Source organism: Neoroseomonas eburnea, assembly GCF_018129005.1.
GTDB lineage: Bacteria > Pseudomonadota > Alphaproteobacteria > Acetobacterales > Acetobacteraceae > Neoroseomonas > Neoroseomonas eburnea.
In genome coordinates this window covers 253589-274659 of record NZ_JAAEDL010000004.1, presented here as the reverse complement: position 1 = coordinate 274659, position 21071 = coordinate 253589, and the positions used below count along the sequence as shown (strand labels likewise).

Here is a 21071-nt window from a genome sequence, read left to right as displayed (position 1 = left end):
CGCCCGCCGCCGCGGCCGTCGCCGCGCCCACCTTCGTCTCCGCCCTCGGCGGCACCGGGCCCGCCCTCGCCCCGCCGGTGCCGATCGCCCGCGCCGCCGCGGCGACGCTGCCCGCCGGCGGCGTGCGCTAGGCGGCGCACATCGCCATGACCCACATCCCTCCGCCCGGCTCGGTCCGGCCGCCGGAGCCGCATTCGGCCCCGGCGAGCGCGCCCATGCTGCGCCGCCCCGCGGCGACGGCGGAGGAACCCGCGCGCAGCGTGGTACGCGTGACGCAGCCCGACCTGATGCGGCGCGCGATCCTCGAGCGTACGCGCGGCCGGCTGGTCATCGCCGCCTTCGGCTTCTCCGCCCTGTTCGGCGCGGTGGCGCTGAAGCTCGCCTTCGCCACCGTGCTCGACCCCGCCGCGCCGCGGCGCGCCGCCGCCCTCTCCCGCCCGCCGGCGCCGGCCGCCGAGGCACCGGTCGCGCGCGCCACCGTCACCGACCGCAATGGGGAGATCATGGCGGTCTCCCTGCCGCTGACCGCGCTCTACGCCAACCCGCGCCAGATCGAGAACGCGGCCGAGGCCGCCGACCGGCTGCGCAGCGTGCTGCCGCAGCTCGACCGCGAGCGGCTGATCCAGCGCATGTCCGGCGAACGCCAGTTCGCCTACATCGCCCGCGCGCTCACGCCGCGCGAAATGGCGCAGGTCAACGCGCTGGGCATTCCCGGCCTGTATTTCGAGGAAGCCGAGCGCCGCTACTTCCCGCAAGGGCGCACCGCCGCGCACATCATCGGCGGCGTCGACGTGGACGGGCAGGGCATCGCCGGCGTCGAGCGCTATTTCGACGAGCGACTGCGCGGCAATCCCTCCGAGCGGCTGCGCCTGTCGCTCGACATCCGCGTGCAGCTCGCGCTGCGCGATTCCGTCCAGCGCGCCATCACCGAGTTCAACGGTATCGGCGGCGCCGGCGTGGTGATGGACGTCAACACGGGCGAGGTGCTGGCGATGGTCAGCCTGCCCGACTACGACGCCAACGACGTCGGCTCCGCGACCGCCGACCAGCGCTTCAACCGCGTCACCGTCGGCGTCTACGAGCCGGGCTCGACCTTCAAGCTGCTCACCGCCTCGATGGCGCTGGAGAACGGGCTGCAGACCTGGCAGGGCTACGATGCCTCCCGCCCCATCAGCGTCGGCCGCTTCACCATCAACGACTACCGCGGCAAGAACCGCTGGCTCGCCCTGCCGGAGATCCTCGCCTATTCGTCGAATCTCGCCTCGGCGCACATGGCCGCGGCGGTGGGCGTGAACCGGCACCGCGAGTTCATGCAGCGCATGGGCATGACCTCGCGCCTGCGCATCGAGATCCCGGAGACCGCGCTGCCGCTGGTCCCGCCCCAGCGCGCCTGGCGCGAGCTGAACACCATGACGATCGGCTTCGGCCACGGCATGTCGGTCACGCCGCTGCACGTCGCGACGGCGGGCGCGACCATCGTCAACGGCGGCATCCTGCGCCAGCCGACGGTCCTGGCGCAGCCGCCGGGCACCCAGCGCGAAGGCGTGCGCGTGCTCAGCGAGCGCACCTCCGACATCATGCGCCGGATGATGCGGCTGGTGGTGACCGACGGCTCCGGCCGTTCCGCCGAGGTGCCGGGCTATTTCGTCGGCGGCAAGACCGGCACGGCGCAGAAGACCGGCCCGCGCGGCGGCTACCTTGAGAACAAGCGCATCGCCGCCTTCGTCGGCGCCTTCCCGATGCATGCGCCGCGCTATGCCGTCTACGTCATGGTGGACGAACCGAAGCCCAATGCGCGCAGCCACGGCTTCGCCACCGCCGGCTGGGTCGCGGCACCTGCGGCCGGCATGGTGATCTCCCGCATCGCGCCGATCCTGGGCCTGCTGCCGGAGCCGGCGACGCCCGAGATCACCCGCGCCATCACCATGCCGATGAACGGCCGCGGCGTGCCGGGGCTGGCGGCACCGGCGCCCGAAGCGCCCCGCAGCCGCCCGGCCGCGTCCCGCCCGGGCGCCACCCCCGCCATCGCGCCGCCGCCCGCCGCTCCGCAGCGGGAGGCGAGCCTTGCGCCTCGGTGACCTCATGCACCGCGCCGGCCTGCCGAGCCTGGCCGAGGATGGCGAGATCGCCGGGCTGACGGCGGACAGCCGCGCCGTCGGCCCCGGCATGGTCTTCGCCGCCCTGCCCGGGGCGCGCGCCGACGGCCGCGCCTTCATCGCCGATGCGGTGGAACGCGGCGCCGCCGCCGTGATCGCGCCCGAAGGCACCGAATGGCCGCCGGGCGTGCCGGTGCGCCCGCTGATCACCTCGGCCGATCCGCGCCGCACCCTGGCGCTGATGGCCGCAGCCTTCCACGGCGCGCAGCCGCGCACCGTCGTCGCCGTCACCGGCACCAACGGCAAGACCAGCACGGTCGATTTCCTGCGCCAGATCTGGATCGCGGAAGGCGAACGCGCCGCCTCGCTTGGCACGCTCGGGTTGGTGGCCGAGGGGTTTCCGCCGGGTCCGTCGCTGACCACGCCGGATCCGGTGGCGCTGCATGCCGCGCTCGCGGCGCTCGCCCGCGCGGGCTTCGGCGCGGCGGCGATGGAGGCCTCCTCCCACGGGCTCGACCAGCGGCGGCTGGACGGCGTGGTGCTGGCGGCGGCGGGCTTCACCAACCTGACGCGCGACCATCTCGACTACCATGGCTCGATGGAAGCGTACCGCGCGGCCAAGCTGCGGCTGTTCGACACGCTGCTGCCGCCCGGCGGCGCCGCCGTGATCTGCACCGAGATGGACCCGGCGACGCTCGGCGCGCTGCACGGCATCGCGCGCGCCCGCCGCTTCCGCCTGCTGACCGTCGGCGAGGCCGGGGACGCGGTGCGCCTGATCGCCGCCCGCCCCCTGCCCGACGGCCTGGCGATCGAGGCCGAGGCCTTCGGCACGCGCCAGGAGTTCCTCCTGCCCCTGCCGGGGCGTTTCCAGGCCGACAATGCGCTGCTCGCCGCGGCATTGGCGGTCGGCGCGGGCCTGCCCGCCGACCGCGTCTTCGCCGCGCTGCCCGGCCTCGCGGGCGTGCGCGGGCGGATGGAACGCGCCGTCGTCCTGCCCAATGGGGCGGCCGTCTATGTGGATTTCGCCCATACGCCGGACGCGCTGACCCGGTTGCTCGCGGCACTGCGGCCGCATACTGCGGGGCGGCTGCACGTGCTGTTCGGCGCCGGCGGCGACCGCGACCCCGGCAAGCGCCCGCTGATGGGCCGCGCCTGCGCAGAGGCCGCCGACAAGGTCTGGGTGACCGACGACAATCCGCGCAGCGAAGACCCCGCCGCCATCCGCGCCGCCGTGCTGGCCGGCGCGCCGGGCGCGATCGACGCCGGCCCGCGGGAAGCCGCGATCGCCGCGGCGATGGCCGATCTCGGCCCCGGCGACGTGCTGGCCGTCGCGGGCAAGGGCCACGAGGTCGGCCAGGAGATCGCCGGGGTCAAGCATCCCTTCGACGATGTCGAGGTGGTCCGCCGTCTCGCGGGGGCGGCGCCGTGACCGCGCTCTGGACCTCGGCCGAGCTGCGCGCGGCGACCGGCGGTGCCCTTGCTGCCGAGGTCGTGGTGACCGGCATTTCGATCGACACGCGCAGCATCGCGGCTGGCGATCTCTTCGTCGCCCTGCGCGACGTGCGCGACGGGCATGATTTCGTCGCCGATGCGCTGGCGAAGGGCGCGGCGGCGGCACTGGTCGACCGCGACCCGCCGGGCGTCGCGCCGGATGCGCCGCTGCTGCGCGTGGGCGACACGCTGGCCGGGCTGACCGAGCTCGGCGCGGCGGCGCGGCGGCGCAGCGGCGCTCGTTTCGTCGGCGTCACAGGCAGCGTCGGCAAGACGACGACCAAGGAGATGCTCCGCACGGCGCTGTCTGCCAGCGGCAGGACGCATGCGGCCGATGCCTCATACAACAACCAATGGGGCGTGCCGCTGACCCTGGCGCGCACGCCGCGCGACGCCGCTTTCGCGGTGATCGAGATCGGCATGAACCATCCGGGCGAGATCGCCCCGCTCGCGCGCCTCGCGCGGCCGCATGTGGCGGTGATCACCGCAGTCGAGACCGCCCATATCGGCCATATGGGCAGCCTCGAGGCGATCGCGCGGGAGAAGGCGACGATCGCCGCCGGACTCGAGCCCGGGGGCACCGCCGTGCTGCCCGCCGAAAGCCCCCTGCTGCCGATCCTGCGCGAGGCCGCCGCCGGCGCTCGCATCGTCACCTTCGGCGAGGGCGGCGATGCCCACGCGCTGCGCGTCGCGGCCGATGCCGAGGGCAGCGACATCGAGGCGACGATCCTCGGGCACCGCATCGCCTTCCGCCTCGGCACGCCGGGGCTGCACATGGCGCGCAACGCCGTCGCGGCGCTGGCCGCCGCCGCCGCGCTCGGCGCCGACCTCGAAGCCGGGGCGGCGCGGCTCGCCGGATTCCGCGCCATGCCCGGCCGCGGCGACCGCCGGACCATCGCGACCCCGGACGGCGGCAGCGCCCTGCTGCTGGATGAGGCCTACAACGGCCAGCCGCCGTCGATGCGCGCGGCGCTCGCGCTGCTGAAGCTGTTGCCGGGCCGGCGCAAACTCGCGGTACTCGGCCAGATGGGGGAACTCGGCGGTTTCGCGGAGGCCGAGCACATCGCCCTTGCGTCCCATCTGCGCGAGGCGGCGGATCTGGTGTTTGCATGCGGGCCGCTGATGAGGCATGCCGTCGCTGCGCTCCCGCCGGCCATGGTCGGCGCCTGGACCGCGTCCGTCACGGACCTCGCGCCCATCGTGCGCGACGCGGTGCGTGACGGCGACACCATCCTCGTCAAGGGCAGCCTCGCGACCGGCATGAAGGCGGTGGTGCGGGCGCTCACCGAAAGCCCCGCCGCATGATCTACAATTTCCTCACCCCCTTCGCGGAAGACTTCGCGCTGTTCAACCTGGCGCGCTACCACACCTTCCGCGCCGGCGCCGCCTGCATGACAGCGCTGCTGATCTGCCTGGTGTTCGGCGCGCCGATCATCCGCTGGCTTCGCAGCTTCCAGCGCGGCGGCCAGCCGATCCGCGACGACGGGCCGGAACGCCACCTGATCGAGAAGAAGGGCACGCCGACCATGGGCGGCGTGATGATCCTGACCGCCCTGGTGGTCTCGACGCTGCTCTGGGCGGACCTGCGCTCGGGCATGGTCTGGGCGGTGCTGGTCGTCACCGTCGGCTACGGCGCGCTCGGCTTCGCCGACGACTGGCTGAAGGTGACCAAGCGCAACACCAAGGGCGTCTCGGGGCGGATGAAGCTCGCCGTGCAGGCGGGGCTCGGCCTGGTCGCCGCCATCTGGATCACGGCGCTGATGCCGGTGCCGCTCGCCGACAAGCTCGCCCTGCCGGTGTTCAAGGAACTGCTGATCCCCTTCGGGATGCTCTTCCCGCTGGTCGGCATGCTGGTGATGATGGGTTCCTCCAACGCGGTGAACCTGACGGACGGGCTCGATGGCCTTGCCATCGTGCCGGTTATGATCGCCGCCGCGGTCTTCGCGCTGATCGCCTATCTGGTCGGCAATCGCGTCTTCGCGGACTACCTGCAGTTGCACTACGTGCCGGGCACCGGCGAACTGGCGGTGCTCGCCTCGGCGCTGATCGGCGCCGCGCTCGGCTTCCTGTGGTTCAACGCGCCGCCGGCGGCGGTGTTCATGGGCGATACCGGCTCGCTCTCGCTCGGCGGCGCGCTGGGCGGCCTCGCGGTCGCCACCAAGCACGAGATCGTTCTGGCGATCGTCGGCGGCCTCTTCGTGGTCGAGACCGTCTCCGTGATGATCCAGGTCTTCTGGTTCAAGCGGACCGGCCGGCGCGTCTTCCTGATGGCGCCGCTGCACCATCACTTCGAGAAGAAGGGCTGGGCCGAGCCGACCATCGTCATCCGCTTCTGGATCATCGCCATGATCCTCGCCCTGGTCGGCCTCAGCACCCTGAAGATCCGATGACAGCGCCGGAGCCTCCCTTCACCCCCTTCCCCGGCGCGCGCATCGCCGTCGTCGGGCTCGGCCGCGCCGGGCTGCCGGCGGCGCTGCGGCTCGCCGCATGGGGGGCGGAGGTGGAGGCCTGGGACGACCGCGAGGACACCCGCCGCGCCGCCGCCGAGGCCGGGCTGACGGTGCGCAACCCGGCCGAGGGCCGCTTCCGCGCCGATGCGCTGCTGCTCTCCCCCGGCATCCCGCACATCCTGCCGAAGGCGCATCCGGCGGCGGCGGCGGCGCGCGCCGCCGGGGCGCCGATCCTGTCCGACGTCGAGTTCCTCTACCGCGCGGTGCTGGCGGCGCATTCCTCGGCACGCTTCGTCGGCATCACCGGCACCAACGGCAAGTCCACCACGACCGCGCTGGTCCACCACATGCTGACCGGAGCGGGGCGGGAGGCGGCGGTGGGGGGAAATCTCGGCCCGCCGGCGCTCTCACTCAACATCTTGGGGTCCGAAGGGGTCTATACCCTCGAAATGTCGAGCTACATGTTGGAGCGAATCGCCACGCTGCGCTTCAACGTGGCTGTCATGCTGAATCTCAGCCCCGACCACCTCGACCGGCATGGCGACATGGCCGGCTATGCGGCTGCGAAGGCGAGGATCTTCGCCCGGCAGACGCGCGAGGACGTCGCGGTGCTGGGGCAGGACGACGCGATGACCGCCGCGATGGGGCGCGGTCTGGCGGCGCGCGTGGTGCGGATCTCGGGCCTCTCGCCGCAGCCCGGCGGCATCTGGGCGGAGGGCCGCCTGCTGCGTGACGATGCCGGCGCGATCCTCGACCTGGCCGAGGCGCCCGCCCTGCCCGGCAGCCACAATGCGCAGAATGCCGCCGCCGCCGCCGCGGCGGGTTTCGCGCTCGGGCTGACGCGGGCGGAGATCGCCGACGGCCTGCGGAGCTATCCCGGCCTGCCGCACCGGCAGGAACGGGTGGCCGAGGCGCGCGGCGTCGTCTTCGTCAACGACAGCAAGGCGACCAATGCCGACAGCGCGGCGCGCGCCCTCGCCTCCTATGATCGCGTCGTCTGGATCGCGGGCGGCGAGGCGAAGGAGGGCGGCATCGAATCCCTGGCGCCGTTCTTCCCGCGCATCGCCAAGGCCTTCCTGATCGGGCGCGACGCGCCGGTGCTGGCGGCGACGCTCGCCGCGCACGGCGTGGCGCACGAGGTGGCCGGCACGCTGGAGGCTGCGGTGCCCGCCGCCGCCGAGGCCGCCTTCGGGGGGGCCGCGCCGGTGGTGCTGCTCTCGCCCGCCTGCGCGTCCTGGGACCAGTTCACCGGCTTCGACGCGCGCGGCGACCGCTTCCGCGACCTCGCGCAGGCGCTGGCCGCCAGCCGGAACGGAGGGGCTGCCTGATGTCCTTCTCCCGCGCCGACACCTCCGTCCTCGGCCGCTGGTGGTGGACGGTCGACCGCTGGACGCTCGCGGCGCTGCTCGCGCTGATCGCCTTCGGCTACGTGATGATGCTCGCCGCCTCCCCGGCGGTGGCGGAACGCATCGGCGCCTCCTCCCGCCACATGTTCTTCATCAAGCAGGTCGCCTATCTCGCCATGGCGGCGGGGCTGATGGTGGCGGTCTCGCTGCTCTCGGTGAAGGGCGTGCGGCGCTTCGCGCTGCTCGGCTTCGCCGCGGCGCTGCTGCTGACGGCGGCGACGCTGGTGATCGGCGTCGAGATCAAGGGCGCGCGGCGCTGGCTGCCGATCCCCGGCCTTTCGCTGCAGCCTTCGGAATTCCTCAAGCCCTTCTTCGCCGTGGTGGCGGCCTGGCTGATCGCCGAGGGCAAGGCGCCGGGCTCGAAGGTGTGGGGCGCGTCCATCGCGCTCGGCCTGTTCCTCATGGTCGCCGTCATCCTCAAGGGGCAGCCGGACATCGGCATGCTGCTGGTGGTCTCGGCGGTGTTCTTCGCCCAGTTCTTCGTCGCCGGGATGAACCTGTTCCTGGTCGGCGGGGTGGGCGGGCTCGGCATCGCCGGCGCGATCGGCGCCTATCTGATCTTCCCGCACGTGCAGTCGCGCGTGCACCGATTCCTCGATCCCACCTCCGGCGATTCCTACCAGGTCAGCGTGGCGCTGGAGGCCTTCGCGAATGGCGGCCTGCTCGGCCGCGGCCCCGGCGAGGGGCGGGTCAAGAACGTCCTGCCCGACGCCCATGCGGACTTCGTCTTCGCCGTCGCCGGCGAGGAGTTCGGCATGGTGGTCTGCATGCTGATCCTCGCGCTGTTCGCCTTCGTGGTGGTGCGCGGGCTGATGCGGCTGCTCGGCGAGAACGATCTCTTCGTCATGCTGGCGGGCACCGGGCTGCTGACGCAGTTCGGGCTGCAGGCCTTCGTCAACATGGCCTCCACCCTGCACCTGATCCCGACCAAGGGGATGACGCTGCCCTTCGTCTCCTATGGCGGTTCGTCGGTGCTGGCGATCGCGATCGGCATGGGCATGCTGCTCGCGCTCACCCGCCGGCGCGTCGGCGCGCGTGCCGGCGACGCCGCGGGGGATCCCGGCCTGCCCCCCGCCCTGGCGGCGGGAGGGGTGCGGTGAGGGGCCCGCTCGTGCAACCCATCGTCATCGCCGCCGGCGGCACCGGCGGTCATCTCTTCCCGGCCGAGGCGCTGGCGGCCGAGCTGCTCCGCCGCGGCGAACGCATCGCGCTGATGACGGATGCGCGCTCCGCCGCCTATGACAGCGCCGCCTTCGCCAATGCCGAGCGCTACGTCCTGCGCGGCGCCGGCCTGTCCGGCCGCGGCATCCGCGGCGCATTGACCGGGGCGATGGCGCTGATCGCCGGCACGGCGCAGGCGCGCCGGCACCTGGCGCTGCTGCGGCCCTCGGCGGTGGTGGGCTTCGGCGGCTATGCCTCCTTCCCGCCACTCGCCGCGGCGCGGCTGATGCCGCGGCGGTCGCGGCCAGCCATCGTGCTGCACGAGCAGAATGCGGTGCTCGGCCGTGCGAACCGGCTGATGGCGCGCGTCGCCGACCTGCTGGCGCTGTCCTTCGAGGGCACGACGCAGGTGCCCGCCGGCGCGAAGGCTGAGGTGCTGGGCAATCCGGTGCGGCCGGCGCTCGCCGCGCTGGCCGGGCAGCCCTATCCGGTGCCGCCCGATGGCGGTGCGCTGCGCCTGCTGGTCACCGGCGGCAGCCAGGGCGCCCGCGTCTTCGCCGACATCGTCCCGCCCGCCATCGCCATGCTGCCCGAGGCTATCCGCGCCCGGCTGCTGGTGACGCAGCAATGCCGTGCCGAGGATCTCGCGCGCACCGAGAGCGCCTATCGCACCGCCGGCGTCGTCGCCAACCTCGCGCCCTTCTTCCCCGACATCGCGGGGCGGCTGGCGACGGCGCATCTCGTCATCGCGCGCGCCGGCGCCTCGACGGTGACGGAGCTCGCCTGCGCCGGGCGGCCGGCGGTGCTGGTGCCGCTGCCCTCCGCCATCGACGACCACCAGAACGCCAACGCCCGGGCGCTCGCCGAAGCCGACGCCGCCTGGGTCTATCCGCAGCCCGCCTTCACCCCGACGGCGCTGGCCGAACGGCTGACCGCGCTGTTCGCCGTGCCGGCGCGGCTCGCCGGCGCCGCCGCCGCCGCTGCCGCCCTCGCCCGCCCGCGCGCCGCGCGGGACCTCGCCGACCGCGTGCTCGACCTGGCGCGCCACCATGCCATGGGGGCCGCCTGATGCGCGCGCTGCCGCTCAATATCGGTCCCATCCACTTCGTCGGCATCGGCGGCATCGGCATGTCCGGCATCGCCGAGGTGCTGCACACGCTCGGCTACCAGGTGCAGGGCAGCGACATTTCCGACAGCATGAACGTGCAGCGCCTGCGCGGCGCGGGCATCCCGGTCGCGGTCGGGCACGATGCGGCGAACCTGGGCGATGCCCAGGTCGTCGTCGTCTCCACCGCGGTGAAGCGCGACAATCCGGAAGTGGTCGCCGCGCGGCAGCGTCTCATCCCGGTGGTGCGGCGCGCGGAGATGCTTGCCGAGCTGATGCGGCTGAAATGGTCCATCGCCATCGGCGGCACCCACGGCAAGACCACGACGACCTCCCTCGTCGCCGCGGTGCTGGAGGCGGCGAAGCTCGACCCCACCGTGATCAACGGCGGCATCATCAACGCCTACGGCACCAATACCCGCATGGGCTCGGGCGACTGGATGGTGGTGGAGGCGGATGAGAGCGACGGCTCCTTCCTCAAGCTCCCCGCCGTCGTCGCCGTGGTGACGAACATGGACCCCGAGCACCTCGACCACTGGGGCACCGGGGAGGCGATGAAGGAAGGCTACGCCCAGTTCGTCGGCAACATCCCCTTCTACGGCTTCGCGGTGCTCTGCATGGACCACCCGGAGGTGCAGGCGATGATCCCGCGCCTGTCGGACCGCCGCATCGTCACCTACGGCTTCTCCCCGCAGGCGGACGTCCGCGCGGAGCGCGTCATCACCGACCGCATGGGCGCGACCTTCGAAGTCACGGTGACCGACCGCGCCACCGGCCGCGCCCGCACCATGAAGCCGTTCCGCCTGCCGATGCTCGGCCAGCACAACGTGCAGAACGCCCTCGCCGCCATCGCCATCGGCGTCGAGATGGACGTGGACGAGGCGACCATCCGTTCCGCCCTCGCCGGCTTCAAGGGCGTGAAGCGCCGCTTCACCCGCACCGGCGAGGCCGGCGGCATCGCCGTGATCGACGACTACGGCCACCATCCGGTCGAGATCGCCGCCGTCCTGAAGGCCGCCCGCCAGGCCGGCGCGCGGGACGTGATCGCGGTGGTGCAGCCGCACCGCTATTCCCGCCTGCACTCGCTGTTCGAGGATTTCTGCACCTGCATGAACGACGCCGGCACGGTCATCGTCGCCGACGTCTACGCGGCCGGCGAACAGCCGATCGAAGGCGTCGACAAGGATGCGCTGGTCGAAGGGCTGCGCGCGCGCGGACACCGCTCCGTCGTGCCGCTACCGGGGCCGGACTCGCTGCCGGAGATGATCCACGCCATCGCGAAGTCGGGCGACTACGTGGTGTGCCTCGGCGCCGGGAACATCACGCAGTGGGCGCATGCGCTGCCGAACCAGCTCGCCGCGCTGCAGTCGCGGGCGCGCGGGCGGCTGGCGGGGGCGATGAAGTGATGATGGCCGCAGCCGCCATCGGGAAGGGCGCCGCCCCTCTCGGGCCGAAGGGCTCGATCAGGGAGGGCGCCGCCCTCCCCGAACCCCACCCGCCAAAGGCCGAAAGGCCTTTGGAAACCGGGATTCCACCCTTGAGGGGGCGCGTCACCCATGACGCGCCGCTTGGAGCGCAGACCTGGTTCCGGGTGGGCGGCGCCGCCGAAACACTGATCAGGCCAGCCGACACCAACGACCTGCTGACGCTGCTGAAGCATCTGCCGAGCACCACGCCGCTCACGATCATCGGCGCGGCATCGAACATGATCCTGCGCGACGGCGGCATCGAGGGGGTGACCATCCGCCTCGCGCGCGGCTTCGGGGACATCGCGGCGGAAGCCGGCGGCATCGTCGCCGGCGCGGCGGCGCTCGACGTGACGGTGGCCGAAACCGCGGCGGCGCATGGCCTGGGCGGGCTGGAATTCCTCGTCGGCATCCCGGGGACCATCGGCGGCGCGGTGGCGATGAACGCCGGCGCCTACGGGACCGAGATCAAGGACGTGCTGGACTGGGCCGAGGTCGCGACGCCCGCCGGGCTGATCCGCATGACGGCGCAGGATCTGCGCTTCGCCTACCGCCGTGCCGAGCTTCCCGCCCGCGCCGTCGTCGTCCGCGCCCGGCTGCGCGCCACGCCCGGCGACGCCGCCGCGATCGCCGCGCGGCTCAACGAGATCCGCGCCGCGCGCGAGGCGACCCAGCCGGTCCGCGCGCGCACCGGCGGTTCCACCTTCAAGAACCCGCCCGGCGCGAAGAAGGCCTGGGAGCTGATCGACGATGCGGGCTGCCGCGGGCTGACGCGCGGTGCCGCGCAGGTTAGCGAGAAGCACTGCAACTTCCTCATCAACACCGGCGGCGCCACTGCCGCCGACATCGAGGCCCTGGGCGAGGAGGTCCGCGCCCGCGTGCGCGCCGCCTCCGGCATCGAGCTCGAATGGGAAATCAAGCGCGTCGGGAGGCCCTCATGACGCAGAAGGTCGCGGTCCTCTATGGCGGCAAGTCGGCGGAGCGCGAGGTTTCGCTCTCCTCCGGCCGCGAGTGCATCACCGCCCTTCGCGCGGCCGGCTTCGAGGTCATCCCGATCGAGGTGACCGACGACCTCGCCGCCGTCGTCCACGCGCTGACGCATCCGCGCCCCGACGTGGTGTTCAACGCGCTGCACGGCCGCTATGGCGAGGATGGCTGCATCCAGGGGGTGCTCGACTGGCTCGGCCTGCCCTACACGCATTCCGGGGTGCGCGCCTCGGCGCTGGCGATGGACAAGGCCGCGGCCAAGGCCGTGTTCCGCGCCGCCGGCCTGCCGGTGGTGGAACACCGGCTCGTCACGCGCGACGAGCTCGAAGCGGCCGATCCGCTGCCCCTGCCCTATGTCGTGAAGCCGGTGAACGAAGGTTCCTCGGTCGGCGTGCACATCCTGCCGAAGGGCAGCAACCGCCGCGCCGAGATCGCGCGCGACTGGCGCTACGGCGAGCATGCCATGGCGGAATCGTACGTCCCCGGCAGGGAACTCACGGTCGGCGTGATGGGCGACCGCGCGCTCGCCGTCACCGACATCCTCGCCGATGCCGGCAGCTTCTACGACTACGAATCGAAATACGCCGAGGGCGGGTCCCGCCACGTCGTCCCCGCGCAGATGCCGGCCGATGATTATGCCCGCGCCCTCGACATCGCGCTGCGCGCGCACCAGGCGCTGGGCTGCCGCGGCGCCTCGCGCGCCGACCTGCGCTACGACGAGAGCGCCGAGGGGGCGCGCCGCCTCGTGCTGCTGGAAGTCAACACGCAGCCCGGCCTGACGCCGACCTCGCTGCTGCCTGAACAGGCGGCGCATTGCGGCATCACCTTCCCCGCGCTCTGCGCCTGGATGGTGAAGGAGGCGCGGTATGGCGCGTGAGCGCCTCTCCTCCACCTCCTCCGCCCGGAAGGACCCCGCGCGCCCGTCGCGCCTGCGCATCTGGGTCAAGCGGCGGAAGTCGCTGGTGCGCCCGGCGATCTACGGCGCGCTCGGGCTCGGCGCGCTGCTGGTCGTCGTGCAGGCCGTGCGCGCGGTCGATCCGGCCAGCCGGGCGCGCGCTGTTGCCGAAGGCCTCGGCGGCCTCGGCGAGGGCATGGGGTTCACCGTCCAGCAGGTGATCCTGGAAGGCCGCCACAACACGCCGACGGACATGATCCGCGCCGCGCTCGGCGTCTCCCGCGGCGACCCGATCCTGGAGATCTCGCCCGAGGCGACGCGCACGCGGCTCGAGACCATCGCCTGGATCCAGCGCGCCCATGTCGAGCGCCGCCTGCCCTCGACCCTTCTCGTCCGCATCGAGGAACGGCGGCCCTTCGCGATCTGGCAGCACAATGGCCGCTTCGTGATCATCGACCGCGAGGGCAAGGTGGTCGCCGCCGACGGGCTCGACCAGTTCGGCCCGCTGCCGCTGCTGGTCGGCGCCGGCGCCGATGCCGGGGGTGCTGCGCTCTACGACGTGCTGCGCCGCGAGGCCGAGGTCGCCGAGCGCGTGCAGGCCATGGTGCGCATCCACGAGCGCCGCTGGAACCTGCGCCTGCACAACGGCACCGACGTGCTGCTGCCGGAAGGCGCCGAGGCCGCCGCCATCCAGCGCCTCGGCGAGCTGCAGCGGGAGGCGAAGCTGCTCGACCGCCCGCTCGCCGCCATCGACCTGCGCCTGCCGGATCGCCTCGTGCTGCGCCCGACGCGCCAGGCCGAACCGGCCGAGCAGCCCTCCTCCCCGCAGCAGGCGGCGCGGGCGCGGCGCGGATGAACCAGATGGCTCGCCTGCCCCCGCCCATCGAGCCCGGCGCGCCGCCCCGCCGCCGGCGCCATGCGCGCAGCGGCACCTTCGGCGTGCTCGACATCGGCTCGACCAAGGCGGTGTGCCTGATCGCGCGCATCGAAAGCGACGGCAGCCCGCGCGTGCTCGGCTTCGGCTGGCAGCGCGGCCGCGGCGTGAAGGGCGGGTCGATCGTCGATCTCGAGGAAGCGGAACGCGCCATCCGAGCCGCGGTGGGCCAGGCGGAGGAGATGGCGGACACCCGCATCCCCGGCGCCATCGTCAACCTCTCCTGCGGGCAGCCGGATTCGCGGCAGCTCCATATCCTGTGGGGCGTCGGCGGGCGCGCCGTCACCGAGCAGGACCTGCGCGCCATCCTGCACGAAGGCCGCCGCCGCACCGCCGAGGAAGGGCGGGAGACGGTGCACGGCATCCCGCTCGGCTTCACCGTCGATGCGACGCCGGGCGTCGACGACCCGCGCAGCATGATCTGCGACACGCTCGGCGCGCGGCTGCACATGGTGAGCGCGGCGCAGGCCTCCCTGCGCAACCTCGGCGCCTGCCTGCTGCGTTGCGACCTGGAGGTGGAGGAGCTGGTCTCCGCCCCCTTCGCCGCCGGCCTCGCGACGCTGGTCGAGGACGAGAAGCAGCTCGGCGCCACCGTCATCGACATGGGCGGCGGCACCACCAGCCTCGCCGTCTTCAGCGAGGGCCACCTGGTCCACACCGCGCAGGTCGCGGTCGGCGGCGGCCAGGTGACCAACGACATCGCGACGGTGCTGGCGACTCCGCTGACCCATGCCGAGCGCATCAAGACGCTGCACGGCAGCGTGCATGGCGGCTCCGACGACGACCGCGAATTCCTCCCCGTGCCGCTGCTGGGGGAGGACGAGCACGCCATCGCGCGCATCCCGCGCAGCATGGTGGTGAACATCATCAAGCCGCGACTCGAGGAAACCTTCGAGCTGGTGCGCGAGAAGATCGAGGCCGCCGGCCTCGGCAAGGAAGGCGGCACGCGGGTCGTTCTGACCGGCGGCGCGAGCCAGCTCGTCGGCGTGCGGGAACTCGCCGCGCGCGTGCTCGACCGCCAGGTGCGGGTCGGCCGCCCGCTGCCGGTGCGCGGACTCGCCGAAGCGGCGTCCGGCCCCGCCTTCGCAAGCGCGATCGGATTGCTGCTGTGGGGCGCCGGCGAAGGCCGCCCCGTGCTCGACATCGCGCCAGGTCCTGCCCGCGCGGGCAGCGCCTTCCGCCGCTTCGTCAACTGGGTGAAGGACCGCGTGTGATGCGAACCCTCGCCACGAATCGACACGACCGCGTAGAGACTCTCCAGGAGGCCCGCCCATGACCCTGAACCTGACGGTGCCGCAGAGCGCGCACACGGATTTCAGCCCGCGGATCACGGTCGTCGGTGTCGGCGGCGGTGGCACGAACGCGGTCAACAACATGATCGCGATGGGGCTCGACGGCGTCGAATTCCTCGTCGCGAACACCGACAGTCAGTCGCTCTTCCACTCGCGCGCCGAGCGCCGCGTGCAGCTCGGCCCGCACCTGACGCAGGGCCTCGGCGCCGGCGCGAAGCCGGAGATCGGCCGCGCCGCGGCGGAAGAAGCGATGGAAGAACTCGCCCGCCACATCGAGGGCGTGCACATGATCTTCATCACCGCCGGCATGGGCGGCGGCACCGGCACGGGTGCCGCGCCGGTGATCGCGCGCATGGCGCGTGAGCGCGGCATCCTTACCGTCGGCGTGGTGACCAAGCCGTTCGACTTCGAAGGCCCGAAGCGCAAGAAGTCGGCAGACTCCGGCATCGAGGAGCTGCAGTCCTTCGTCGACACGCTGATCGTCATCCCGAACCAGAACCTGTTCAGGCTGGCCAACGAACGCACCACCTTCCAGGAAGCGTTCAAGATGGCCGACAACGTCCTCTACATGGGCGTGCGCGGCGTGACCGACCTGATGGTCAACCCGGGCATGGTCAACCTCGACTTCGCCGACATCCGCACCGTGATGGCGGAGATGGGCAAGGCGATGATGGGCACCGGCGAGGCCGAGGGCGACGAGCGTGCCCGCAAGGCCGCCGAGGCGGCCATCAACAACCCGCTGCTCGAGGACATCTCGATGGCGGGCGCGCGCGGTGTGCTGATCAACATCACCGGCGGCTACGACATGACGCTGTTCGAGGTGGACGAGGCCGCCAACCGCATCCGCAAGGAAGTGGACGAGGACGCCAACATCATCTTCGGCACCTCCGTCGATGAGGGCATGAACGGGCGCGTGCGCGTCTCCGTCGTCGCCACCGGCATCGACGTCGCGGTGGCGAAGGAAGCGGAGCGGCCGAAGCTCGTCGCCGTCGGCGGCGGGGCGGCGGCGCCGGTCTCGGCCGTGGCGTCGCAGCCGGTCCAGGCCGCCGCGCCGGCGACCGCGGCCCGCGGCCCGCATTCCTTCATCCGCACCGCCGCCGCGCCGGCCGTCGTGCAGGCCATGCGCCCGGCGGTGCTGGATGCCGCGCCGGAGCCCGCGGCGCAGGCCGAGCCCGTGGTGATGGAGGCCTTCGCCCCCGGCCAGCCGGCGGCGATGGAAGCCCCGGTGATGATGGGCCATCCCGCGACGACCGCGGCGCCCGAATACGCCCCTGCCCCGCGCGCGGCGGTGGAGCCGGGGCGCGCCGGCGGCGGCATGATGCGCGGCCTCTTCCAGAAGGCGACCGGCCTCGGCATCGGCGGCATGATGCGCCGCACCCTGCCCGAGGCGCCGGCCGCGGCGCCGCAGGCGGCCCATGCCGTGCGGGTCGAGCCCTCGGTCGGCGGGCCAGCCCCCACGGCGCCGGCCCGTCAGGCGGCCCGCCAGACGCAGCAGGATGACATCGGGCTTGAGATCCCGACCTTCCTCCGGCGCCAGAGCAACAACTGATCCCGGCGGTCACTTTCAGCAACCGCTGGTACTTGTTCCGCGCCTTCAGTCGCCGGGGGCGGGCTCCGGCGACCAGCCTCGCCGCAGCTGCGGCAGGCCGCCTTCCGGCTTTCCAGTCACCTTGCCTGGCTATGCGACCAGGCGCCCTGCTCGGCCTCGGCCCTCATTGCGCTCTGCGGACCAGTCCTGCTGGCCGCAGCCACGATCCGGGCGACGTCGGGCACCGGCTCGTGCCCTGTCCGCGAAGTCCGCAGGATCTCCGGCAAACTGTTCGGACAAGCGGCCATCGGAAACGCGGGATGGTGGCCTGATTACGAAGTCCGCAGGATTTCAAGATCAGGCCATCAGGTCGCGCGCGGCACCGATGGGGCGACCGCGCTGCGGGGTTGAAGCATCACCCGTCATGGTCCCGGCCGAAGGCTGGGGCAGAAGCGCTGCCTCGCATGAGGCCGGATCGGCCTTTTTCCTGCCCCATTTTGCATCGCATTAATTCAGCAAAATCAATTGCTTGTAGAGAAATATAGAGAAACAAGGCTTGAATGGCGCCCTGGATCCCGGAGTGCTTCTGTGATGTGGGGCGCTGTCCTGCACCGTATCGCCGCCGCAGCAAGTTGGCGGAGGCATTGCGGAGAGGGCGGCAGAGCCCCGGAAAGGCACGAGGGCAATGGACGGTTTTCTTCCGATCGAGACGGGGCGGCGCAGGACGCTGAAGGCACCCATCGGGTGCGTCGGCACCGGCCTGCACTCCGGCCATCGGGCGAGCCTGACCCTGCGTCCGGCCGCCGCCGGCACGGGCATCGTCTTCCGCCGCGTCGATCTCGGCATCGAGATCCCGGCGCTGTTCGACCACGTCACCGACACCCGGCTCTGCACCGCGATCGGCGAAGGGCCGGGGCGCATCGGCACCATCGAGCACGTGATGGCCGCGCTCGCCGGCACCGGCATCGATGACGCGATCGTCGAGGTGGACGGGCCGGAAGTGCCGATCATGGACGGTTCCGCCGCCCCCTTCGTCTTCCTGATCGACTGCGCCGGCATCGCCACCACCGCCGCCCCGCGCGAGGCGATCGAGGTGCTGCGCCCGATCCGCGTCGAGGAGCCGAACGGCGCCTTCGCGGAACTGCTCCCCTCCCGCGAGCCCGCCTTCGACATCGAACTCGAGATCGACTTCCCCAACACCGCGATCGGCCGGCAGGCGAAGGCGATGCGCCTGTCGCCCCACGCCTTCCGCGAAGGGCTGGCCGATGCCCGCACCTTCACCCTGGCCGAGGACGTGGCCCGGCTGCGCGCCGCCGGCCTCGCCCAGGGCGGCAGCCTCGCCAATGCGGTGGTGGTCGACGGGCCGCTGGTGTTGAATCCCGGCGGGCTGCGCCGCCCGGACGAGTTCGTGCGCCACAAGATGCTGGACGTGGTGGGCGACCTGGCGCTGGCCGGCGCACCGATCCGCGGCCGCTTCCGCGGCGCCCGGTCCGGCCATGCGCTCAACAACCGGCTGCTGCGCGCGCTTTTCGCCGATGCCGCCGCCTGGCGCTTCGCCGGCCTGCCGGCCATGGCCGAAGGCATGTCCGCTACGCCGATCCGCGCCGCCGCCGCCCCGGCGATGGCCTGACCGCCCCCGCTTGGCGGTCGGGCCGCCGAGCGTGATATACAGCGGCCCGACATGATGGCTGCCCTGATGATTCGCCCAATCCTGCCCGTCCTTGCCATCGCGCTGCTCGCCGGCTGCGGCGAATACCGCTTCCGGCAGGGGACAGGCGCCGATCCCTCCCTCAACCAGAACACGGCGCCGGCCGATGCCGCCGAACAATCGCCGGAGGCGCTCTACGCCGCCGGGATGCAGGAACTGCGCGCCAGCCGCTACCAGCGCGCCGTCGACCTGTTCGACGCGGTGGAACGCGAGCACCCCTATTCCACCTGGGCGACCAACGCGAAGCTGATGGCCGCCTACACGGACTATCACCGCAACCGCTACACGGAAGCGATCGGCGCGCTCGACCGCTTCATCCAGCTCCATCCGGCGCACCGCGACGTCGCCTATGCCTACTACCTGCGGGCCCTGTCGCAGTACGAGCAGATCAACGACGCCCAGCGCGACCAGCAGCAGACCGTGATCGCCATGACCGCGCTGCAGGACGTGGTGAACCGCTTCCCGGACACCGCCTATGCCCGCGACGCGCGGCTGAAGATCGACCTCGCCCGCGATCACTTGGCCGGGCGGGAGATGCATATCGGCCGCTGGTATCAGCGCCAGGGCCTGTCCGGCGCCGCCATCGGCCGCTTCCGCCGCGTGGTCGAGGAATACCAGACCACCAACCACGTCCCCGAGGCGCTGCACCGCCTGACCGAGATCTACATCTCCCTCGGCCTGACCGAGGAGGCGCGCCGCAGCGCCTCGGTGCTCGGCCACAACTACCCGGGCAGCCCCTGGTACCAGGATTCCTACGCGCTGCTGGTCGAAGGCGCCCAGCCGGCCAGCCAGGACCGGCCGGGCTTCATGACCCGCACGCTCAACTGGCTGTTCTGACGCGGGGCACGGAGGGACCGTGCTCTCGAGCCTCGCCATCCGCGACGTGGTGCTGATCGAGCGCCTGGACCTCGCCTTCGGTCCGGGCCTCACGGCACTCACGGGCGAAACCGGCGCCGGCAAGTCCATCCTGCTCGACAGCCTCGGCCTCGCGCTCGGCCAGCGCGCGGAGGCGGGCATGGTCCGCGCCGGCCAGACCCAGGCCTCCGTCGCCGCCGCCTTCCACCCGCCTTCCGGCCATCCCGCCTTCGACATCCTGCGGGAACAGGGCATCGAGCCGGAGGACGACCTGGTCCTCCGCCGCGTCGTCCAGGCCGATGGACGGTCCCGCGCCTTCGTCAACGACCAGCCGGTGGGTGTCGCGCTGCTGCGCCGGCTCGGCGCGACGCTCGTCGAAGTGCAGGGACAGCACGAGCAGGTCGGCCTCGCCGACCCCGCCAGCCATGGCGGGCTGCTCGATGCCTTCGGGGCGCTGGAGGGCAGGCGCACCGCCGCCGCGGAGGCCTGGAGCGCCTGGCGCACCGCGACACGCCGCCTCGCCGAGGCTCGGGAAGCCATCGCCGCCGCCCAGCGGGAGGAGGAATGGCTCCGCCACGCCGTCGCCGAGCTCAAGGAGCTGAACCCCGAGGAAGGCGAGGAGGATCGCCTTGCCGCCGAGCGCCAGCGCCTCCAGCAGGGCGAGCGCCGCGCCGAGGCCATCGCCGCGGCGATCGCCGAGCTCACCCCGCGCGACCGCCGCTCCGGCAGCCCGGCCCGCGCGCTGCGCGAGGCCGCCCGCGCCCTGGAGCGCCTGCCGCCGCCGAACGAGGAGGCCCAACCCGCCATCGTCGCGCTGGCCGCCGCGCAGGACGCCCTCGCCGAGGCGGAATCCGCCCTCTCCCGCCTGATGAACGAGGGCGGCCCGGACCCGCGCCGGCTCGAACAGGTGGAGGAACGCCTCTTCGCCCTGCGCGCCGCGGCGCGGAAGCACTCCGTCGCGGTGGTGGAACTGCCGGCGCTCGCCGCCGACCTGCGCGCGCGGCTGGAAGCCCTCGACGCCGGCTCGGGCCGCGTCGCCGCGCTGGAACGCGACGAGGCCGCGGCCCGCCGCGCCTACCTCGGCGCCGGCGAGGCGCTGACCGCGGCGCGACGCGAGGCGGCCACGCGGCTGGAAAAGGCGGTCTCCAGGGAACTCCCGCCGCTCAAGCTCGACCGCGCGCGCCTCACCATCGAGGTCGCGGCGAAGGACGAGAACGCCTGGGGGCCGGACGGGCAGGACCGCGTGACCTTCCTCGTCGCCACCAATCCCGGCCAGACGCCGGGACAGCTCGCCCGGATCGCCTCGGGCGGCGAGCTTTCCCGCCTCATGCTCGCGCTCAAGGTCGTGCTGGCACGCGGGTCGCCGGTGCCGACTCTGGTCTTCGACGAAGTGGATTCCGGCATCGGCGGCGCCACCGCGGCGGCGGTCGGCGAAAGGCTGGCACGGGTGGCGGAACGGCTGCAGGTGCTGGTGGTGACGCACTCGCCGCAGGTCGCGGCGCGCGGCGCGGCCCATCTGCGCGTCGCCAAGCAGGTGAAGGGCGGGCGGGCGGAGACGCTGGTCCACGCCCTGCCGGATGGAGAGCGGCGCGAGGAGCTGGCACGCATGCTCGCGGGCGAGCGCGTGACCGACGCGGCGCGGGCGGCGGCCGAAAGCCTGCTCGCGGATGCGCGGTAGGAAGCAGGGCGAGGGAGGA

Annotated in this window: 16 protein-coding genes; all 16 read left to right on the top strand. The window is 72.9% G+C overall.

Annotated elements, in window-relative coordinates; genetic code table 11:
• Positions 1 to 215 precede the first annotated feature (215 nt).
• The 16 genes from GXW74_RS06500 to recN all read left to right on the top strand — a co-directional run bounded on the left by GXW74_RS06500 (position 216) and on the right by recN (position 21052).
• Positions 216 to 2078, top strand: coding sequence for a peptidoglycan D,D-transpeptidase FtsI family protein (locus tag GXW74_RS06500; RefSeq protein ID WP_211845644.1), 1863 nt, complete (start codon positions 216 to 218; stop codon positions 2076 to 2078).
• A gap of 4 nt (positions 2079 to 2082) precedes the next feature.
• On the top strand, positions 2083 to 3525 hold the full coding sequence (locus GXW74_RS06495) for a UDP-N-acetylmuramoyl-L-alanyl-D-glutamate--2,6-diaminopimelate ligase (protein ID WP_211845670.1): 1443 nt from the start codon (positions 2083 to 2085) through the stop codon (positions 3523 to 3525).
• Positions 3522 to 4892, top strand: coding sequence for a UDP-N-acetylmuramoyl-tripeptide--D-alanyl-D-alanine ligase (locus tag GXW74_RS06490; protein ID WP_211845643.1), 1371 nt, complete (start codon positions 3522 to 3524; stop codon positions 4890 to 4892). Before GXW74_RS06495 ends, GXW74_RS06490 begins: the two co-directional genes overlap by 4 nt.
• Complete coding sequence (gene mraY / locus GXW74_RS06485; RefSeq protein WP_211845642.1) at positions 4889 to 5977, top strand: phospho-N-acetylmuramoyl-pentapeptide-transferase; 1089 nt, start codon at positions 4889 to 4891, stop codon at positions 5975 to 5977. The genes GXW74_RS06490 and mraY overlap by 4 nt, the downstream gene beginning before the upstream one ends.
• The gene (gene murD / locus GXW74_RS06480; protein WP_211845641.1) at positions 5974 to 7365 is read left to right on the top strand and encodes a UDP-N-acetylmuramoyl-L-alanine--D-glutamate ligase; all 1392 of its coding nucleotides are present in this window, start codon (positions 5974 to 5976) and stop codon (positions 7363 to 7365) included. The genes mraY and murD overlap by 4 nt, the downstream gene beginning before the upstream one ends.
• On the top strand, positions 7365 to 8543 hold the full coding sequence (locus GXW74_RS06475; RefSeq protein ID WP_211845640.1) for an FtsW/RodA/SpoVE family cell cycle protein: 1179 nt from the start codon (positions 7365 to 7367) through the stop codon (positions 8541 to 8543). The genes murD and GXW74_RS06475 overlap by 1 nt, the downstream gene beginning before the upstream one ends.
• A complete protein-coding gene (gene murG / locus GXW74_RS06470) occupies positions 8540 to 9673 on the top strand; it encodes an undecaprenyldiphospho-muramoylpentapeptide beta-N-acetylglucosaminyltransferase (protein ID WP_211845639.1) in 1134 nt (377 codons plus the stop codon). The genes GXW74_RS06475 and murG overlap by 4 nt, the downstream gene beginning before the upstream one ends.
• On the top strand, positions 9673 to 11115 hold the full coding sequence (gene murC, locus GXW74_RS06465) for a UDP-N-acetylmuramate--L-alanine ligase (RefSeq protein ID WP_211845638.1): 1443 nt from the start codon (positions 9673 to 9675) through the stop codon (positions 11113 to 11115). Before murG ends, murC begins: the two co-directional genes overlap by 1 nt.
• Positions 11116 to 11237: 122 nt before the next feature.
• On the top strand, positions 11238 to 12116 hold the full coding sequence (murB, locus tag GXW74_RS06460) for a UDP-N-acetylmuramate dehydrogenase (RefSeq protein ID WP_456306965.1): 879 nt from the start codon (positions 11238 to 11240) through the stop codon (positions 12114 to 12116).
• Positions 12113 to 13039 (top strand): D-alanine--D-alanine ligase, encoded by a 927-nt coding sequence (locus tag GXW74_RS06455; protein WP_211845636.1) that lies wholly within the window; start codon positions 12113 to 12115, stop codon positions 13037 to 13039. Before murB ends, GXW74_RS06455 begins: the two co-directional genes overlap by 4 nt.
• Positions 13029 to 13913 (top strand): cell division protein FtsQ/DivIB, encoded by an 885-nt coding sequence (locus tag GXW74_RS06450; protein WP_246522960.1) that lies wholly within the window; start codon positions 13029 to 13031, stop codon positions 13911 to 13913. The genes GXW74_RS06455 and GXW74_RS06450 overlap by 11 nt, the downstream gene beginning before the upstream one ends.
• Positions 13910 to 15205, top strand: a complete 1296-nt coding sequence (gene ftsA / locus GXW74_RS06445) for a cell division protein FtsA (RefSeq protein ID WP_211845635.1) — start codon at positions 13910 to 13912, stop codon at positions 15203 to 15205. Before GXW74_RS06450 ends, ftsA begins: the two co-directional genes overlap by 4 nt.
• 58 nt (positions 15206 to 15263) lie before the next feature.
• Positions 15264 to 16832, top strand: a complete 1569-nt coding sequence (gene ftsZ / locus GXW74_RS06440) for a cell division protein FtsZ (RefSeq protein WP_211845634.1) — start codon at positions 15264 to 15266, stop codon at positions 16830 to 16832.
• 664 nt (positions 16833 to 17496) lie between these two features.
• Positions 17497 to 18441 (top strand): UDP-3-O-acyl-N-acetylglucosamine deacetylase, encoded by a 945-nt coding sequence (gene lpxC, locus GXW74_RS06435; RefSeq protein WP_211845633.1) that lies wholly within the window; start codon positions 17497 to 17499, stop codon positions 18439 to 18441.
• A 66-nt stretch (positions 18442 to 18507) separates the two neighbouring features.
• The gene (locus tag GXW74_RS06430; protein WP_211845632.1) at positions 18508 to 19356 is read left to right on the top strand and encodes an outer membrane protein assembly factor BamD; all 849 of its coding nucleotides are present in this window, start codon (positions 18508 to 18510) and stop codon (positions 19354 to 19356) included.
• Between the two features lie 19 nt (positions 19357 to 19375).
• The gene (gene recN / locus GXW74_RS06425) at positions 19376 to 21052 is read left to right on the top strand and encodes a DNA repair protein RecN (protein WP_211845631.1); all 1677 of its coding nucleotides are present in this window, start codon (positions 19376 to 19378) and stop codon (positions 21050 to 21052) included.
• Positions 21053 to 21071: the final 19 nt, after the last annotated feature.

Excerpts from the sequence above, each read along its gene's own strand:
- GXW74_RS06495 (WP_211845670.1), top strand. The coding sequence starts at position 2,083 with ATGCACCGCGCCGGCCTGCCGAGCCTGGCCGAGGATGGCGAGATCGCC.
- GXW74_RS06475 (WP_211845640.1), top strand. The coding sequence starts at position 7,365 with ATGTCCTTCTCCCGCGCCGACACCTCCGTCCTCGGCCGCTGGTGGTGG.
- murC (WP_211845638.1), top strand. The coding sequence starts at position 9,673 with ATGCGCGCGCTGCCGCTCAATATCGGTCCCATCCACTTCGTCGGCATC.
- ftsA (WP_211845635.1), top strand. The coding sequence starts at position 13,910 with ATGAACCAGATGGCTCGCCTGCCCCCGCCCATCGAGCCCGGCGCGCCG.
- lpxC (WP_211845633.1), top strand. The coding sequence starts at position 17,497 with ATGGACGGTTTTCTTCCGATCGAGACGGGGCGGCGCAGGACGCTGAAG.
- GXW74_RS06430 (WP_211845632.1), top strand. The coding sequence starts at position 18,508 with ATGATTCGCCCAATCCTGCCCGTCCTTGCCATCGCGCTGCTCGCCGGC.
- murD (WP_211845641.1), top strand. The coding sequence starts at position 5,974 with ATGACAGCGCCGGAGCCTCCCTTCACCCCCTTCCCCGGCGCGCGCATC.
- GXW74_RS06500 (WP_211845644.1), top strand. The coding sequence starts at position 216 with ATGCTGCGCCGCCCCGCGGCGACGGCGGAGGAACCCGCGCGCAGCGTG.
- GXW74_RS06450 (WP_246522960.1), top strand. The coding sequence starts at position 13,029 with ATGGCGCGTGAGCGCCTCTCCTCCACCTCCTCCGCCCGGAAGGACCCC.
- ftsZ (WP_211845634.1), top strand. The coding sequence starts at position 15,264 with ATGACCCTGAACCTGACGGTGCCGCAGAGCGCGCACACGGATTTCAGC.
- GXW74_RS06455 (WP_211845636.1), top strand. The coding sequence starts at position 12,113 with ATGACGCAGAAGGTCGCGGTCCTCTATGGCGGCAAGTCGGCGGAGCGC.
- mraY (WP_211845642.1), top strand. The coding sequence starts at position 4,889 with ATGATCTACAATTTCCTCACCCCCTTCGCGGAAGACTTCGCGCTGTTC.